20 protein-coding genes are annotated in these 16,930 nt (G+C 46.5%); 10 read left to right on the plus strand and 10 right to left on the minus strand.

Annotated elements, in window-relative coordinates; all coding sequences use genetic code 11:
• Positions 1–19 precede the first annotated feature (19 nt).
• Positions 20–643 (minus strand): sigma-70 family RNA polymerase sigma factor, encoded by a 624-nt coding sequence (locus ACE1CM_RS42410; RefSeq protein ID WP_374885325.1) that lies wholly within the window; start codon positions 641–643, stop codon positions 20–22.
• A gap of 178 nt (positions 644–821) precedes the next feature.
• Positions 822–1,061 (minus strand): hypothetical protein, encoded by a 240-nt coding sequence (locus tag ACE1CM_RS42415; protein ID WP_374885326.1) that lies wholly within the window; start codon positions 1,059–1,061, stop codon positions 822–824.
• 159 nt (positions 1,062–1,220) lie between these two features.
• Between ACE1CM_RS42415 and ACE1CM_RS42420 the strand changes: the two genes are divergently transcribed.
• The 3 genes from ACE1CM_RS42420 (at position 1,221) to ACE1CM_RS42430 (ending at position 3,163) form a co-directional block, all read left to right on the plus strand.
• The gene (locus tag ACE1CM_RS42420; RefSeq protein WP_374885327.1) at positions 1,221–1,454 is read left to right on the plus strand and encodes a hypothetical protein; all 234 of its coding nucleotides are present in this window, start codon (positions 1,221–1,223) and stop codon (positions 1,452–1,454) included.
• Between the two features lie 471 nt (positions 1,455–1,925).
• Entirely contained in the window at positions 1,926–2,885 is a 960-nt protein-coding gene (locus tag ACE1CM_RS42425) for a LamG-like jellyroll fold domain-containing protein (protein WP_374885329.1), read from the plus strand.
• 77 nt (positions 2,886–2,962) lie between these two features.
• Positions 2,963–3,163 (plus strand): hypothetical protein, encoded by a 201-nt coding sequence (locus ACE1CM_RS42430; protein ID WP_374885353.1) that lies wholly within the window; start codon positions 2,963–2,965, stop codon positions 3,161–3,163.
• Between the two features lie 198 nt (positions 3,164–3,361).
• Here the strand turns inward: ACE1CM_RS42430 and ACE1CM_RS42435 are convergent, their stop codons facing one another.
• From ACE1CM_RS42435 to ACE1CM_RS42445, 3 genes are all read right to left on the minus strand, one after another.
• The gene (locus ACE1CM_RS42435) at positions 3,362–3,697 is read right to left on the minus strand and encodes a DUF5615 family PIN-like protein (protein WP_374885331.1); all 336 of its coding nucleotides are present in this window, start codon (positions 3,695–3,697) and stop codon (positions 3,362–3,364) included.
• Complete coding sequence (locus tag ACE1CM_RS42440; protein WP_374885333.1) at positions 3,666–4,007, minus strand: DUF433 domain-containing protein; 342 nt, start codon at positions 4,005–4,007, stop codon at positions 3,666–3,668. Before ACE1CM_RS42440 ends, ACE1CM_RS42435 begins: the two co-directional genes overlap by 32 nt.
• 96 nt (positions 4,008–4,103) lie before the next feature.
• Positions 4,104–4,313, minus strand: coding sequence for a hypothetical protein (locus ACE1CM_RS42445; protein WP_374885335.1), 210 nt, complete (start codon positions 4,311–4,313; stop codon positions 4,104–4,106).
• A gap of 295 nt (positions 4,314–4,608) precedes the next feature.
• Between ACE1CM_RS42445 and ACE1CM_RS42450 the strand changes: the two genes are divergently transcribed.
• The 4 genes from ACE1CM_RS42450 to ACE1CM_RS42465 all read left to right on the plus strand — a co-directional run bounded on the left by ACE1CM_RS42450 (position 4,609) and on the right by ACE1CM_RS42465 (position 7,962).
• Positions 4,609–4,887 carry a hypothetical protein gene (locus ACE1CM_RS42450; RefSeq protein ID WP_374885336.1) on the plus strand — a complete coding sequence of 93 codons (279 nt, stop codon included), beginning with the start codon at positions 4,609–4,611 and terminating at the stop codon, positions 4,885–4,887.
• Between the two features lie 357 nt (positions 4,888–5,244).
• A complete protein-coding gene (locus ACE1CM_RS42455; protein WP_374885337.1) occupies positions 5,245–5,889 on the plus strand; it encodes a sugar transferase in 645 nt (214 codons plus the stop codon).
• A 342-nt stretch (positions 5,890–6,231) separates the two neighbouring features.
• The gene (locus ACE1CM_RS42460; RefSeq protein ID WP_374885339.1) at positions 6,232–7,533 is read left to right on the plus strand and encodes an ABC transporter ATP-binding protein; all 1,302 of its coding nucleotides are present in this window, start codon (positions 6,232–6,234) and stop codon (positions 7,531–7,533) included.
• A gap of 276 nt (positions 7,534–7,809) precedes the next feature.
• A complete protein-coding gene (locus tag ACE1CM_RS42465; protein ID WP_226589993.1) occupies positions 7,810–7,962 on the plus strand; it encodes a chlorophyll a/b-binding protein in 153 nt (50 codons plus the stop codon).
• A gap of 193 nt (positions 7,963–8,155) precedes the next feature.
• Here ACE1CM_RS42465 and rpoD read toward each other — a convergent pair whose 3' ends face one another.
• From rpoD to ACE1CM_RS42485, 4 genes are all read right to left on the minus strand, one after another.
• Positions 8,156–9,277 carry an RNA polymerase sigma factor RpoD gene (gene rpoD / locus ACE1CM_RS42470; protein WP_226589996.1) on the minus strand — a complete coding sequence of 374 codons (1,122 nt, stop codon included), beginning with the start codon at positions 9,275–9,277 and terminating at the stop codon, positions 8,156–8,158.
• A gap of 1,263 nt (positions 9,278–10,540) precedes the next feature.
• Positions 10,541–11,224 carry a polysaccharide deacetylase family protein gene (locus ACE1CM_RS42475; RefSeq protein WP_374885340.1) on the minus strand — a complete coding sequence of 228 codons (684 nt, stop codon included), beginning with the start codon at positions 11,222–11,224 and terminating at the stop codon, positions 10,541–10,543.
• Between the two features lie 70 nt (positions 11,225–11,294).
• Positions 11,295–12,068, minus strand: a complete 774-nt coding sequence (locus tag ACE1CM_RS42480; protein ID WP_374885341.1) for a hypothetical protein — start codon at positions 12,066–12,068, stop codon at positions 11,295–11,297.
• A gap of 43 nt (positions 12,069–12,111) precedes the next feature.
• The gene (locus ACE1CM_RS42485; RefSeq protein ID WP_374885343.1) at positions 12,112–12,693 is read right to left on the minus strand and encodes a hypothetical protein; all 582 of its coding nucleotides are present in this window, start codon (positions 12,691–12,693) and stop codon (positions 12,112–12,114) included.
• Between the two features lie 468 nt (positions 12,694–13,161).
• On the opposite strand from ACE1CM_RS42485, the gene ACE1CM_RS42490 reads away from it, so the two are divergent.
• Positions 13,162–14,064 (plus strand): alpha/beta fold hydrolase, encoded by a 903-nt coding sequence (locus ACE1CM_RS42490; RefSeq protein WP_374885345.1) that lies wholly within the window; start codon positions 13,162–13,164, stop codon positions 14,062–14,064.
• A 192-nt stretch (positions 14,065–14,256) separates the two neighbouring features.
• On the opposite strand, the gene ACE1CM_RS42495 is transcribed toward ACE1CM_RS42490, so the two are convergent.
• Positions 14,257–14,784: a DUF4330 domain-containing protein gene (locus ACE1CM_RS42495; protein ID WP_374885347.1), complete on the minus strand. Its 528-nt coding sequence runs from the start codon at positions 14,782–14,784 to the stop codon at positions 14,257–14,259.
• Positions 14,785–15,025: 241 nt separating this feature from the next.
• Here ACE1CM_RS42495 and ACE1CM_RS42500 point away from each other — a divergent pair, with 241 nt between their 5' ends.
• Both ACE1CM_RS42500 and ACE1CM_RS42505 read left to right on the plus strand, forming a co-directional pair.
• Positions 15,026–15,892, plus strand: coding sequence for a M48 family metallopeptidase (locus ACE1CM_RS42500; protein WP_374885349.1), 867 nt, complete (start codon positions 15,026–15,028; stop codon positions 15,890–15,892).
• 225 nt (positions 15,893–16,117) lie between these two features.
• Positions 16,118–16,393 carry a hypothetical protein gene (locus ACE1CM_RS42505; RefSeq protein ID WP_374885350.1) on the plus strand — a complete coding sequence of 92 codons (276 nt, stop codon included), beginning with the start codon at positions 16,118–16,120 and terminating at the stop codon, positions 16,391–16,393.
• The last annotated feature ends 537 nt before the right edge of the window (positions 16,394–16,930 follow it).

Here is a 16,930-nt window from a genome sequence, read left to right on the forward strand (position 1 = left end):
CCTGCTTGGTTAAGTATCCCTATAAATTGTTAGGAAAATAATCGTTTAAATTCGGCAAATTACGCTTGACAAAACTGACAATCGTCTGCATGGGAATACCACAATCAATCGAGAGTTCCTTCCAGGTTTTACCTTCCACATATTTAGCCCAAAGCAAGTTTTGCAGGACGGGCGCGTTTGGATAACCTCTGATAGCTACCTGCAAGCGGTTTTCAGGGTCTTGTTTGAGAAACTGAGCCAGCTTTTCTGTTATGTCATCAAACTCTGTTTCGCGGTTATCTGGAGTGTCATAATTAAGTGCATCTAGAGAAAAAATAACGGTTGGTGCTGCCCGATAATAGTCTCTCACAACATCAAGGAATCGATATTTCAGTAGTTCGTTGACCCAAGCCATGACAGGATAGTTGGGGTTGTATTGGTCAATCTTTTGACAAATTTCTAGCAAGGTTTTTTGGAGTGCCTCATTATAAAAATCTTCGTAAAGATGACGAGGCCAATTTCCTTGTTGGGGACGAGCCAGTTTGGGCGATCGCATAATTTCACCCACTAGCCTATTCAAAGCTAACCGCCGTTGCGTACTTTGGACTGGGTGTTGTTGGGCTTGTATGGCAAGCTGTTTCAGCGTTTCTTCATGGTTCTCCATGTAGGCTCCCTGGTTCAGATCTCTAGATACTATGCCCATGTTTGTAAGGTGAATAGGGGTCATGGGTACTTCCGGCTTCGATCGCAGCCGAGAGAATCTCTATTTGTGTTTCGGGTTCGCTGCGGAGCTTTTATGCAAATTCGCCGATTTGTTACAAATGTTTGTTTTTATGCTTCTACTAGGGGTCATTGTAAATATTCGTCGTTAAACCTCGACGCTGCAAGGCTTCCAGTAAATTATGCGCTTCAACTAATTCACGGTTTTCTGGTTTGCGTAACCAGTCAGCTAGAGCTTCAACAACGACATCGCTCAGCGTCCAGTCTTTACCTGCATTCTTCAAAGGCGCGATCGCACGAATCAGGAAATCGATATCTTGGGGTACTTGCGCCCTAAATTGCACCACTTTTGCCTTAGCCATCCTACCCTCGGTAGATTAACTCAGCAATTTTGCCACATAGCAAAGTAAATCCCCTTTAACTTGCTTTATTGCTTTATTGCTTTATTGCTGTTGTGCTGTGGCTAGCTTCCAATAAATCCTTCCCTTGCGAAGCAAGGGCAATATATCCACAGGTGAACTATGGCAGAAGAATTTGTCTCCCTAGATGGCGGCGGTAATGATGTGCAGTTAAGCCGAGAGCGGATTAAGCATTTGCTAGTTGGCTCTCCCAAAGTAGTCAAGCGAACGATTCAAACGTTGCATGTCAAGGGATATGCTGAGGCTAACTTTTGGAGTAAACCTGTAGCAGCTGGTAATTTGGGTGAATCTGGTGAAGTGGTGAGTATTCTTTTGAGGTATACGTTGCCACAATAGCTAAATCAGTATCGGCGGTTGTGTTCAGATAGTGATGGGGTGGCAAATCCACCCCTCTGTACCATGTTTTTCTGCGAAATATAAGGTTGTTACAAAATTTTATTATTAATCAATTCAGAAAAAATTTTATCTGATTTGCATAAAACTATTTGGGTTTTGTCGAATTAGTTATTGAAGAGGTCGAAGCGATCGCTTTTCTAGAGGAGATGCGATCGCAATAGATCTTGCACTAACCTCACACCCGCCAGAGAATAAATTCTCTGGCTCATAGCAAAAGTCCTCTCAACAGGACTAGAAAAGTGTCTTCAGTCCACTTAAGTGGACTTGAGCTAAAAGCCTTTGGAATTAATTCCACGGCGGGGTGACAGCACTCGGCGCAAGATCTGAAGTCGCCTTTGTTTGAAGGGATGCGGGTCCAAAAAATACCCCCACCATCAAATCTACTTTCCAAAAACGTAAAGGAGTTATTTCATGAAAAAGCTTTTGACACTAGCAGTGCTAACATTGGCAACTCCAATGGTTATTCAGCAGGGTGAAGCAACTGCATCAACCTTAACACAAGGGCCTCTTCCTAGAGATGTTATTTATTCGACTGACGGAACTTTCAATCGCCCAAACATTTTTTTCAATAATCCAACGGACACGATCCAAATTTCTGGTCAGACGGTGCTTGGTAATCAATCTACCTACGAAGCTCGGATTTACTTTCCTAGTGACATTGGTGCTAACGGGGTAGTGTTCGACGAATTCAAGTGGTCGTTTGAAGATAAATGGCTGTCTGCAGGCCCAGATGGTTTGGCTGGTTACAACTATCCAAACTATCCTAATGAGCCGCTGACTGCTTTAAAAAGTAGAACTACGCTTGCACCTGATACTTGGCATCATATTGCGTTTGTACAAGGTGGAGGTACGCAACGGCTCTACCTTAATGGTCAGATAGTGAGCAGTCGCCCTGGTACTGGAGACATTTGGGACTCAGATGGCAGTGGCTTCCTGGGTGCAATTTTCCGAGACGCTCCATCGAATATATACGATAAATTCGCGTCTAGTTTTATCGGACACCTGGACACATTTAGTATTTCCAATGTGGCACGATACACCGGCAATAGCTTCGAGGCACCAACAGGAGATCTGACCCCAGATGCAAATACGCAGCTTTTGTACAACTTCAATTTAGAAGATTACTTTCAGCAAAACGGTCGTACCTGGATATCAGACTTGAGCGGTAATGGTCGCAACGGAAGGTTTGGTACAGGCTTTGCAGGTGCAACTTCACCTAGCATCGTAGTTCCTGTTGAACCCCAAGAACCTACTCGTGTACCCGAACCTGCTTCTGTATTGGGTTTATTAGCATTTGGTACTTTCGGTGCTACTTCTCTGCTGAAACGCAAGCAGCAACAGAAAGTTTTGAATTCAGTTGCAATTGATTGATGAGAGAGGAGTGCGATCGCATTGCATACAATTGGAGTGCGATCGCCCTTGTTCCACTGACCTGGAGAGATAGCAATATGATGTCAATTCGCCAAATAGTTAAACAAACCCTTCTGACTGGTTATCTCACAATTGAAGCCGAAAACCGACTGCGCCAACTTCTCCAAACAACTAAGTATGGCTGGGAAGAAATCGACGCATTTATGAACTTGCAGCAAGCTGCAATGGCGGGTATAGTTAAGCAACAGTCAAGGGAATTACAGGTGGGGAAAACTTGATGTAATTTCTGTCATATTTCACGCTCGCTCTCAGATTTAACCTGCTTTAACAGGTTTTAGCTTTAAGCCTGAAATTGATTTCAAGGCGTTTGTGTAGAGGTGTGCGATCGCACTGCCTACAATTGGAGTGCGATCGCGAAGCGTGCCGGAGGCATATCGCAACGAGAGCCAGATGAAACCTGAATGCGATCGCCACTCTCACAGGAATTCTATGCGATCGCGCATATCTTCCGGTTCAAGCACCTCCCAAATTAAAATTAAAGTCCGCAAGATGTCCCCAATTGATCGACTATTCTGCTTACAGTAAGTAATGCCAGCATGTTCTACACCAGCACGATCAAGCCGCAAAAAGTCATCGTCTTGAGTAAAAATTACCCGATTCTGAGAAAGTGCGAATGCCACATGTTCCTCATCCGAAGCACCGATCAGTCCTTCTTCTGGCGTGGTCGTTACATCAATACCGCGCCGTCGTAGACCATCTGCGATCGCACCATTAACATTCTCATCCATGTGAAATCGAATCGTTTGTGACATTTCGATTCCTTAGTTTTTGTTGAAGTATAGAAGGAGTTTTAGCCTGTAATTCTCTGGCAAAGGCTTCCCCCTCTTCAATTTGTTGCCTAATTTCTTGCCTATGGTCGTGATAATAAGCCAAAGCGGCGTATACATCTGCCAAATTAATTGTGGGATATTGCGACACAATCTCGTCTGGAGACATCCCCATCCTTTCGTGCCAAATTACAATATCCTGCACTTTAATTCGATGTCCAGCGATACGCGGCTTACCACCACACACACCAGGAGTGATTTCGATATGTTCGTAAATTACAGGTTGAATCGACATTTTCTCATGTTTTGGGCTAAATATTTCTATTCTATCACTGCGATACTGAGCAAAGCGTCGATGAAGATTCCAGCATCTAAAAATACCAAGGTGATTTCAATGCTCGTAAATTCCCTTTTTCCAACCCTCCGGTACATACCCATCCAATATGGGTAACGGTGCTAGTTCAACCTTAGCCTGTACAATTAGCGATTCACCGTTGGCAAATTGCACAGCGATCGCAGATTTCTGGCGTAGCAGGTTCAAAAACTCTTCTACTGATATGTTTCTTAAACTCTCAAGTGCGATGCTTTGTTCAACATTCATTCTTTTTTCCTTTTGCTCATGTCACGATCGCCTCCCCTAATCTTAACGAAAATAGCTGCGCTCCGAGCGCGATCGCCTTTCTGTGGAGGTGTGCGATCGCTAGTTTAGGATCAAGTGCGATCGCCAAAGGGCAATTAACCGGAATGCGATTTTACTGGACTTGTCCAGCTAACTCAGTTGATGAATCTTGATAACTCAGTCGATCTAACACCTGCTCTTGATGCGATCGCACCTCAAAAACCTTTCCCATACCACCCTATTTGTTTTCACAAAATTACCCAAAAAAGGAGCCAAAATGTTGAAATACATTCTAGTCGCTGTTGTCGTTTATTACCTGTTGATAGCCCGTTCTGTTTTCACCACCTGGCTAGCCGTCTTCCACCAAGATACTCAACTAACTTCAGAAGAGAAGTTCCTAGCCATAGTAATCTTGATTATATCAACAGTTTTATGGCCTGTTGTTCTTCCTCTTGCTTACTTAGAACTCATCTCCAAAAACTCAAAAATATTGCCCCAATCAACTGAAACACAATCGATATTGCCTACAATGAGGCGGATTGATGGGAAATATTAGGCAAACAAACCGGGTTTCTCTGAAAAATCGTCGGAAATGTTTTAGGGACAAGGCATCCAAAATATTTTATAAAAAAAATATTTATAATTGCCCTGTCCCTACCGAGAAACCCGGTTTCTAGGATTGAGTTTTAGATGAAATATCTGCAAAACGCTAACATTGTCTGTAAAACCTGCTCCTACGACCCTATATCCTCGGCAGATAGGCGTAAATAACCAGAACAGCGAGAAACCGGGTTTCTTTAAGAAACCCGGTTTCTGAGGGCACCCATCTGGCCTTTAACCCGTGCCTACTTGCTCTGTTGTCTTACCTTCGCAAAGTTGGAGCACCATCTACCTGGATGGAACGATCGTACCAATGAATACATTATCTTTCCCTTTAAAACTAAAAACTATTCATCCTTCCACGCAATCAATTTCTAAGCGATTGATTGATATTGTCGGTAGTTTAGTCGGATTGCTCATCCTAGCTTTGCTCTTTATTCCAATTGCCGTTGCTATAAAATTAGATAGTCCAGGTTCTATTTTATACAACCAAAAGCGCTACGGGCTTTATGGCAAACCTTTCAAAATTTGGAAATTCCGCACGATGGTGCAAAATGCGGATGCCCTCAAAGCTCTAATTCCTAACGAAGCCAAGGGGCTGATTTTTAAGAACCAAAAAGACCCCCGCGTGACGAGGGTAGGTCGATTTCTGCGTCAAACGAGTCTGGATGAATTTCCCCAATTTTGGCATGTTTTCAAGGGAGAAATGAGTTTAGTTGGCACTCGTCCCCCCACCGCAGATGAAGTAATTCACTATAGCGATTATCACTGGCAGCGGTTAAACGTTAAACCCGGTATAACAGGCGAATGGCAGGTCAATGGTCGGTCGGCGGTGCAAGATTTTGAAGCGGTAGTCGCACTCGATCTGAGTTACCAACAAAAGTGGAGTATTTGGTACGATTGGGTAATTATTGCCAAAACAATCTACGTAGTCCTAACGCGAATCGGTGCTTGCTAGCATGTTTTTATACCAAAAAAATCGTGAAAACCAAGAAACCGGGTTTGTTCAACAACACCTTCGCCATTTCTTTGTAGGTTGGGTTGAGTGAAGCGAAACCCAACTTTTGCGTTGGGTTTCGTACCTCAACCCAACCTACAAAATAGTCCATTTTTCGGTTTGGCGAAGGTATTGTTCAAAAAAACGGGTTTCTTAGCAGGTGACGATTTTAACCACTCAAGTGCGGGACGGCGCCCAAGCGCCTACTACGAACGGTGCGGTCGCTATGCATCTCAAAGTACGATTGGATCGGGGAAAGACTAGCGAAGCTCGCACCGCTGGCAAAGGGAACGGTAAACCATCGTGGCACAGGTTGTTCTAGAAAACGTCTACAAAAGCTATTCCCCTCGTAAAGGGGAACGTGCAGTCATTCCAGTACAAGCAGAACCCCTCCTCCCACAAGGGGATGAAATAGCTGACGCATCTGACAAATCTTCCCCCTCATCTGGAAGTACCAACGTTTTACGCCGCATCAACTTGACTATCCACGATGGCGAATTTATGGTACTTGTAGGGCCATCTGGTTGCGGTAAAAGTACCCTACTGCGCTTAATTGCTGGGTTAGAAGAATTAACGGGCGGTAATATTTGGGTGGGCGAAGCTCTGGTCAATGACCTACCCCCCAAGGAACGGGATATCGCAATGGTGTTCCAAAACTACGCCCTCTATCCTCACATGACAGTTTATGACAATATTGCCTTTGGACTGCGACGCACGAGCAGGGGAGCTCTTGAGCAGGGGAGCAGAGGAGCAGAGGGGAAAGTTTCTCAGTTGGCAGAAAATATGTTGGTGGGAATGACGCGAAGTCTCCCGAAAGGTCTGCGCTACATATCTGACCGAGAAAAAGCGATCCAAGAACGAGTGCGTGCTGTTGCACAATTATTGCAAATAGACTCGCTTTTACACCGCCTCCCCAAACAGCTATCTGGCGGACAAAAGCAGCGAGTGGCGTTGGGACGCGCGATCGCTCGCAATCCCCAAGTATTCTTAATGGATGAACCGCTTTCTAATTTAGATGCCAAACTCCGCGCCGAAACCCGCGCCCAAATTGTAAAATTACAGCGTCAGTTGGGTATCACAACCATCTACGTTACCCACGACCAAACCGAAGCTATGACAATGGGCGATCGCATCGCTGTGATCAATCAAGGTCAAATTCAGCAAATTGCTCATCCTTTGGAATTATATAACCGCCCTGGGAACCAATTTGTCGCCCAATTCATCGGTTCGCCCCCAATGAACTTTATCCCCGTGCAGTTTCAAGCACCGCTTTTAATTACCCATCCCCTATTCCGCCTTACTTTACCCGATATTTGGGAACGAACGCTCAAAAAGTACGATGGGCGATCGCTAACCTTGGGTATCCGCCCCGAACACCTCAGCCTCAGCTTACCCGCCCCGAAAAATTTACCAGTTTTGGTAGAACTGGTGGAAGCGCTTGGTAACGAAACTTATCTATCCGTCCGCTTGGGAGATACCCCCCTACAAGTCCGCATTCCCCCTGATCGCTTGGCGCGGATTGGCGAGCAACTTCTGCTCGCGATCGCACCCGCAAAAATCCACCTATTTGACCCCGAAACTGGCAGCGCCATCTTTGCCAAATAGACTGGGACTGATAACTTTAGCCAAACCCTCCAATCATAAAATCTTCTAATCTTTCAACCAGATGACGCCGGGAGACAGGGAATTTTTCCACAACTCTCTCCGCCTCCCCCCGTCTCCCCCTCTCCCCGTCTCTTCATCCGCCGCTTTCGTTACATTTGTTTACATAGGCGGCGGGAAACTTGCGCCTATCTCAAAACAGATAGTTGCACTTTTGCCAAGTTTCAGTTACACTAATTTACAGACAGTTACAAATCTTCACTAAACGGAGTTCGGACAATGCAAGGTCAAAATCCCAACGAAGCAAAGTTTGGTTTTACTCCCCAAGCCGAAAATTTGAACGGGCGTCTTGCCATGATCGGCTTTGCTGCTGCTTTGATTATCGAACTCGTTAGCGGTCAAGGCGTGCTGCACTTCTGGGGTTTGATGTAATCTGCCCGTTTTAACAACCTCTGGCAACCTCAAATTAATTAATGGGAGTTCGCTGAAGAACTCCCAATTTTTTGGTTATAAGCTACAGCAGAAACCCGGTTTTTTGGAAAAACCGGGTTTCTGGAGCCAAACTATGATAAAAAACCCCGATAACTCTTGAAATCGGGGTCTAAATCTGGTAAAATCTAAATTCTTAGCGGATATATTCCTTAAGAATGCTATTGCGATTGGGATGTCGCAGCTTGCGAAGTGCTTTAGCTTCGATTTGGCGGATGCGTTCGCGGGTGACGTTGAAGATTTGACCGATTTCTTCTAAGGTTTTCATTCGACCGTCATCCAATCCGTAACGCAGTCGCAGTACGTCGCGTTCGCGAGGACTCAGGGTATCGAGGACGCTTTCTAAATCTTCTCTCAGTAGATTTTTAGAGACTTGATCTTCAGGCGTTTCCCCATCCGACTCAATAAAATCGCCCAATCGGGAGTCTTCCTCTTTACCGATGGGCGTTTCTAAAGAAATAGGCAGCTGAGCGGATTTAGCAATGAATCGCAGCTTCTCGATCGTCATTTCCATGCGAGTGGCGATTTCTTCTTCAGTTGGTTTGCGTCCCATTTCTTGGGAGAGCAACTTGGTAGTTTTCTTGATGCGGGAAATCGTTTCGTACAGGTGAACGGGTAGGCGAATCGTGCGAGACTGGTCTGCGATCGCTCGCGTAATTGCCTGCCGAATCCACCAAGTTGCGTAGGTGGAAAACTTATAGCCTTTTTCGTGGTCGAATTTTTCCGCCGCCCGAATCAAACCCAGACTACCTTCTTGAATCAGGTCTTGGAAAGACAATCCCCGATTCATGTACTTCTTAGCAATTGAAACGACCAAGCGCAGGTTGGATTGAACCATTTTATCCTTCGCCCGCCGACCCAGATGGAGGCGATGACGAAACGCGGGCAAGGCCATATTGACAGCTTGGGCCCATTCACTATCCTTTGGTTCTCGCTCCAAATGCTCGAACAATCGTTCTCGGATTCGCTCTAATTCCAGTAAATCGGCTATTTTGCGTGCTAGTTCAATTTCTTCATCTGCCCGCAACAGTCGAATCCGACCAATTTCCTGCAAGTAGAGGCGAATCGAGTCCTCGGTATAGTGCTTTTTCTTAGCTTGCGTTCGACGACGGGTAGAACGACCCTTACCAGGCTTCTCGTCGTCTTCCTCAGCTGAAACCTCTAAAAACTCATCTTGTTCTACCTCTTCTTCGATTAAAAAATCAAAGTCGGCTTCAGGTTGAACAAGGGTTTCGAGTACGTTGTTAGCCTGGTTCATGCCGCGTTCCTCATGCTCCTTTTGGGTTAACAAATCAACAACAACTAGATAGGGTGATGCCTTGCTTTTCCAACGACTTAGCTAGTCCGAGCGCTGACAAGCATTTAACACTTTAGCAATTATTGACTAACTAGGGTAAATACACCTCGCTTCCAATTGTCAAAGTTAAATCTGATGGAAGCTAGGTTTTGCAAAGACTTTCCGATTGTAGCCTTTCTGACAAAAATTGCACGCTGGCAACTTCATTTTTCCATGCAGTTTTTTCTTGCTGTCTATCCGAACTTTGAATGTCACGTAAAGTTGGGTTTAGCTTGAACGAGCTTGGGCATCTAAATGCCAAAGCTTGGGTTCAGTAAAGCTGCTGGAGCGTTGAACCGGCGTTTTCTTGGCATGTTTTTTGATACTTTTGCATTACCCTCCCATTGCTGGGGGTCTGTTGGACAGTAACGGGTCAGTTTTTGCCGGAAGAGTTGCGACTAAGGCGGAAACAATTTCTGCACCCATATTTAGCTGATTTCCTTGATTCAATTGATTGCTATTGTTTTGAGCCTACCGTCAAAGCTGATTCAGTTTGCTAGCCGATGACTCCCCGCTCTTGAGGAGCGATCGCACCTCATACAACCTATAAGCCCCTTCAGCCCCTGTTTTCTATACATGGGGCTTGCCGAGGGGCAGAGTAATTTATTCCCCTGCCCACTCCTGGCTTAAATTCCGTTGCCGGAAAACACCCTTTCGGGGTAAAGTTTGCCTCGACTTTGTTTATATCCGGTACTTTCCCAACGACACTCGTTTATTCTCCTTACGCCTGTTTAATCGTTCGGTTCTAGGGCAAGGGACTGGCAAGCATCCCAAGGTAGGAACTTAAACTCTTAATCTAAACCCAGGTTTTATCCTGATAGTCTGGTCAGGTGGAGTATCCTGCAATCCCCCCGATTTTATCCTTGGGGGAAAGCTCTCAACTATAGAACCCTGACAGCTAGCTGACTTTAGATCGAAGTTAGCTCCAATCCCAGCCATCTAACCCTATTTTTAGGTTAAGCTAATAGGTTTATGCCTGGATTGTCTTGACAAATAGCTGAACTCCTGTATGCCATTTTAATGAACCCTGGCGTCAGATGACAGCTATCAGCTTTGATAAATTAACATTTCTAATCGGTATTGCGAGTGAATAATCAGTTTTAGGTTATGGGTGATGGGTGATGGGCGAGCGGCACAATCGGCTTTGCCGCTTGACCTGTGACCTATCGACCTATCACGGTTGACCTAATAAGTTTGTTGCCAAAGTTGCTCTACTGTAACAAATCTTTGGCCTTGATGTAACAAATTCTTGAGAATTTGGTCGGTTGTTTGCGGCACATCTTGCCCACCGCAAACTCCATCGTGCAATACGATCAGCGAACCGTTCTGAACTTGGCGCAGAACCCGACTTAATACCACCTCAACGCCAGGACGCACCCAGTCTTCAGGGACAACGCTCCACATAACGGGGCGATAGTTCCACTGGTGCAACCATTTTAGGGTTTGGGGTGTAAAGATGCCATTTGGGGGTCGGACATCGCGCATTGATGCTCGGACATATTGTAAATCCAGGTGGCAGGCGCGAGCGATCGCGGCTTGGGTTTGTTCTAAACTTTGCTTCAGTTCTGCCTGGGTGAGAGTGGGAAAATTGCGATGATCCCAACCGTGCAACCCAATCTGGTGACCCCGAGCGTACACGGCTAATGCCACATCTGGGGCGCGACTGACGCAAGCACCCAACCAAAAAAAACTGGCTTTAACCCCGTAGCGGTCTAATACTTCCAACAGTTGGGGAGTATATTCCGGGTGGGGACCATCATCAAACGTGAGCGCCACTTGTGGTTGTGTGTCAGTTCCGCACCAAAGGCAGGTATTAAAAGTCGGTTTGAGAATTCGGTACAAAATTGGATAAAGCGGAGCCAGTTGCATGGAATTTTAGATTTTAGATTTTAGATTTTAGATTTGGGAAATTCATGCTCCTAATCTGGCTGTAGGGAATTTAGCCACAGTCAACGTTGACAGCAGACCGTTTAACGGTATTTGGCATCGATAAAGATGGATTGCCTGCGCTGAGCTGTTTGACGCCTTCTAAAGCCTGCAAGCCAGCGCTCAGGGCATCTTTGACGAGGGGTTCCGACTCCCGTTCGAGCATCAGACGAAAGTAATCCGCGAGACTTCGCTCTTTAGCCAGATCAAACTTACCCTTAGTTGCCAACCGCACTAGCCGCCTCACCGCAATCAGGCGCTTGATGGGTTTTGCATCAGTCAAATCTGCAACCAGTGCATCAAACTGCGTTTCCTCTTGACTCAGTTTACCGGCGATCAGTTGCCAAATTAGTAGAACCAAGGTGAAGAGCGTTGTCACTCCTTGCAGCAGCACGCCGACAGCAATCCAAAAACTCTGGCTGTCAGAGCCAATCTGGACAGCCAGGTAAGTACTTAAACTAGCCAAACCGCCGCTCGCGACTGCTATCGTTAACTGGCGGTTTGGGTCACAGAGGAATTGGCGCAGCTTTAACCAATACAATTGCCAATCCCACTCTTGTAGACGATAGACGAATATCATTGCCAGCACGCCTACCCCCATCACAAGCCACAGCTTCCAGAGCCAAAATAACAACAGCGTCGCCATCGTCAAACCCAACAGCCAAATTCCCAGTTTGCCAAAACTTTGGCTCGACAACGATTTGAGAGATCTACTTTTGAATTTTGGTAGCGACGAGCTTGGAGTGCTGTTAATAATTTCCTGCCACCAAAACGAAGCTTGTGCCACGTTATAGTACCACCAACCCGTATATCTACGTTAATACAATAGCTTAGAACTCGAAGCTTAAATCATCTACGGTGAACTGACCATCAAACGCGCAGAAGGTAATCCGGTAGATGTTGGGCGCTTCTAGCAGCAGTTGCTTGTTAGGAGGAATGGGGGAATCAGTTCCAGCTAGATTGGGTTCGGAAATTTCGACAGTAGCCAGTTGCTGGTTATCGCTGTTATAAGCAGATAGAACCAGTCGCTGCGAACTGGTGACAAACGCTTTGACCGAGCGAACCCAATGGGGAAAAGTGGCTTCCAGCCAACCATTTTTGGGCGCAGCCATCAACACTGTGGTGCCGGAGTGAGGCGGAAAAGCTGGGTTAGAAGGACGGATGGCGATGCAATTGCGGAACGTCACTCCCCAGGGTTGAAACTGCCGATCTACGACTTCAAAACACTTTAGCTCTTCAAAACTCAACTGGACGCGGGTAGGACTGACAAGCAGATGGGATGGAATCGTTGCTTGATTTCGGCAAGGAAAAGCAACAAAGTCTGCTACGTTCATTGGCTCATCCATCCTTCTCTGCTTGGGTGCTGCTAAACTCACGATGCCATACCGATTACCACCAATCTGCTCGTTCATACGACGTTATTTATACATTACTCTAAAAAGCGAATTAAGTGTTACCCATTTAATTACAACGCAAAAAAACACTACAAACGGCTAAATATCGCCAAACTTTTCGGCGATGGCATTGCTTGACTTTAAGGTTACTTGAGTATAAATTAGCTTACTTCACATAGATTAACACGAAAAAACCCGGTGAGGGGTCAGACCCATCACCCAGCTAATAGTGGCGAAAATGCAAGGCACGCGGTCGTTGTATCGTGAGATGGGGGCGCTAAGGGAGAGAAAAAATTACTGGAATCTTTAAAAAAATCGACTTTCATTAATATCTGCTTTAAGGAGAGCGCTTGTGGTGATTCTGGGAATCCGTTAGATCGATCTACAGGGTTCGCGTCTCGCTCTGCGGCTGAAAAAATCAACCCAAGGCCAGAAGACAGCAGCAACAACTATCATGGATGCTAAAAATAGCGTTCTGGTTTGTCCATGTTTACTCCGCCCGGTTTTGAACAGAGATCTGTAAAGACGTCCCTGGGAGAAATGGTGTATTATAATGCCGCCAGCGCGCCTTGGGTGAGTGAGGATGCAGCAGCGAGGGAGCAAGAGCGAGAAACCCTGGTGTTCCTGCATGGTTTTGGTGGCGGTTCTTCTGCTTACGAGTGGTCTAAGGTGTATCCAGCTTTTGCGGCAGATTATCGAATTGTGGCACCGGATTTGATTGGATGGGGCAGATCGAACCATCCAGCGCGGAATTATCGGATTGAGGATTATCTGACGACGATTGCTGAGTTGATCGCCCAGACTTGTAGCGGGGGTGTCAGAGCGATCGCATCTTCCCTCACAGCGGCATTTACCATCCGCTTGGCGATCGCGCACCCAGATTTATTCAAGTGTCTAATCTTAACCACGCCATCGGGACTTGCGGATTTTGGCGACAATTATGCCAGTACCTTATTTGCCCAACTAGCGGGCGTCCCCATCCTCGACCGACTATTCTATACTGCGGGAGTCGCCAACAAAAATGGCATTCGCAGCTTCTTAGAACAACGTCAATTTGCCAATCCTAACCGGGTGTACGAGGAAATCGTTGACGCCTACCTGGAATCTGCTCTGCAAAAAAATGCGGAATACGCAGCGCTGTCGTTTGTGCGGGGCGACTTGTCGTTCGATTTGTCTTTGTACGTTCCCCAGCTAACAGTTCCGACGGGGATTATTTGGGGCAGAAAATCCCAATTTACCAGCCCAGAAGTAGGACAGCGTTTAGCTAACCTCAATCCACAGGCTATCAAGTTTTTTGAACGCTTAGAAGATGTAGGATTGACGCCGCAGTTAGAACTACCTGCGGTGACGATTGGTTTAATTCGGAAATTTTTGCAGCGGCTGGGTTAGTAGGTAATATTTTTTACTACCTACTAACGCAAGTTGCTAGTTATAAACAAGGGCGTTGCTAATTGCTAATTGCTAATTGCTAATATAGGATTTTTACCAATCTCGCCATTAGCCTCGTGACCACGGCTCTTGCCTGGGAACGCCATTAGCCGCTCCAAGAGAGATAACTAGCAACTTGAGTTACTAGCTCAATCAGCTTTTAATCCGAAGGTCGATGGCGCTGGCGTTGAAGTTATATTCCAAACCTTCCAGTTCTACGGGGGTACCGACTTTGATTTTACTGTTGCCGAGAACGGGGCCATTTTCGGTGATGCGGGCATTTCCGGCTAAAGTAATCAGCAGATCGGTGCTAAAAATGTCTTTTCTCGGATCGGGAAGCGCTTTGACAGTACCATCGGGTTGGGGAACGAGTACGGATCTGGGCAGTTCTCTGACCGATTTAATTTCAACTTGTCCGTAGGGTTGATTGCGGATAATAATATTCGTTTTCTTTCTGGTCTGGAATTCCTTAATTAGCTCTTGGGGATTGCGGATGCTCAAACCTCTTACAACTACGTCTACCTCAATCGGTTTTGTGGGGACGCCGATTTGAGCGATGGAACCCGAAGTACCTGGAAAGAAAAAGATCCCCACCACAACGAGGAGAATTACCAAAGCCGCACCCAAGTCTAGGATGCTCATTTTGCCGAATAAGCGGCCTTTAGAGTCCAAAATTTTCATAAAAAGTGGTTCCGGTTCATTCTGGAGGAAGCTCAAGAGGTTGTTTCTTGTGTCAGGCTACCATGACTTGGAGGGAGAGGGAGAGAGACGAGCGAGCTTTCTATGGGAATTATAAAATCGCAACCTAAAGCAATCCAAGTGCGTCTAGCTTGAGAGAAAGGTAAAAATTGGTTTTACCGATTACCCTTGGTTGGCGGCGGTATCTGTTGCCGTACTATTTTTCCTCACATCATACGCTGCTATGTTGAACCCGTTGTCTTTTGTTTCCCGCTGGCTGGGTCGCCGTTGGTTTTACCCATTGCTGTCTTTTGCGGTAGCTTTATCCCTGGTGGTGGTGACGCCCCATTCTACCCAAGCGCAGATTCCTTGGCGGGATCTGATTCGTCAGGGGATTCAAGTTATCCAATTGTCTAATATGTCACCTCAGCAGGAAGTCCAGCTGGGGCAGCAAATGAACGAGCGCATGGCGGGGCGTCAGTTTCGGCTTTACCGCAATTCCCAGATTACCAGTTATGTGGATGAAATTGGTCAGCGCTTGGCAGCTGTGAGCGATCGACCCAATCTTCCCTTTACTTTTCAGGTGGTGCGCGATGACAATGTTAATGCCTTCGCCACGACGGGCGGATTTGTCTACGTTACCACTGGTTTGCTGAGGACGGCTGACAACGAGGCGCAGCTGGCAAGCGTTTTAGCCCATGAAATCGGTCATATCACCCGCCGCCACTTGCTGCAACAAATGCGTCAGAGTGCGATCGCCCAAGGTATTGTTACCGCAGCTGGATTAGACCGCAGTACGGCGGTGAATCTGGGGGTAGATTTGGCGCTCAACCGTCCCCGCAGCCGCAAAGACGAATTTGAAGCGGATCAAACGGGACTGCGGACGTTAGCACAGGCGGGCTACCCTCAATCGGCGATGGTGGGATTTATGGAAAAATTACTTGATAGACCGTCCCCGCCGACGGTTTTAAGTACCCATCCAGCTACGCGCGATCGCATCGCCGCCATCGAACGCGCCCTCGATCCGGCTAGGGCAAATGTGGGCGATGGTTTGGACGAGACTGCTTATAAGACCCAAATTCAACCGCTGCTGAGTGCTAATCCACGTTAATGACGGCACAATATTTATACTCAAACCCCTGCCAATAGGTAGGGGTTTGATTGTTTTTTTCTAACTTTGAGCCAGCATTAACTACTTCTCTTGGCTGGTGGCGATTGCTATTGGAGCGATTGTACTGGAAGTATAGAACAACAAAAGTCAATCAGAGCCAGCAGTACAAATTCTTTATCTATTGACTGGCTTGACTTTTTAGCTGGTACAAGGAGCGATTTGATTATGGCTTTTTTCGAGAATCTTGAGCTAGCTTTTGCCGACGACGATACCAGAGAAAGCTACGACAAATTTAGAAAACAGTATCCTTGGGCAACTTATGATGACTGGTGGAATGCTCAAGCGGCTGTGATTTCGGGCAATCAAGAATGGCACCCGGCTAACGACCCCAAATTTATGCAGCGCGGTTCTCGCTTTAGAGGGGGTAGCGGTGATTCAGATGCAAGCGATCCCAGAAGCGGCTATAGCCAAACTGAAATTAGAACGCGCCGTCGAGTATAACCAGAGAGCGACGAAGAAACCCTTACGCCAAGAAACTAAGGGCGATCCGAAAAATCGTTGGTTTGTTAACTCGAGATATGCCGACCGCATGAGTTTGTGCTAACGCCCACGCACTCGCGAAAGCGAACGATGAAGAAACCGGGTTTCCTTTCTCGTCTTGCGTCATATGATATCCGCCTAATTACCTTGAATAAAAATCTCGACCCGTCACCGTTTCAACGTGTCTTGGCGTCATTTCTAGCTATGGGTGTTGCAGCGAGAAAGGTGGAAAGGTGAGCGCTGCTCACCTTTCCCGCTTCAGATTAATTATTCAGGACTTACGCAAGGGCGTTGCTAAAAACAAAGGTGAAGAGTCAATCTCTGGCTGCAAACCCAAGGATTTTTCGTAGAAACCTGGTTTCTTTGCGTAAGTCCTATTAAGTAGGTGAGTATAACTAAATTGAACAAGAGGCGGGGGCCCCCCCCCACCCCCCAACAAAAAAAAAAGAATGTTGGGGGGGGGGGGGGGGCCGCCCCCCCCAAGAAGAAAAAGATTGA

It is taken from the genome of Microseira sp. BLCC-F43 (assembly GCF_041929235.1).
Classification (GTDB): domain Bacteria; phylum Cyanobacteriota; class Cyanobacteriia; order Cyanobacteriales; family Aerosakkonemataceae; genus Microseira.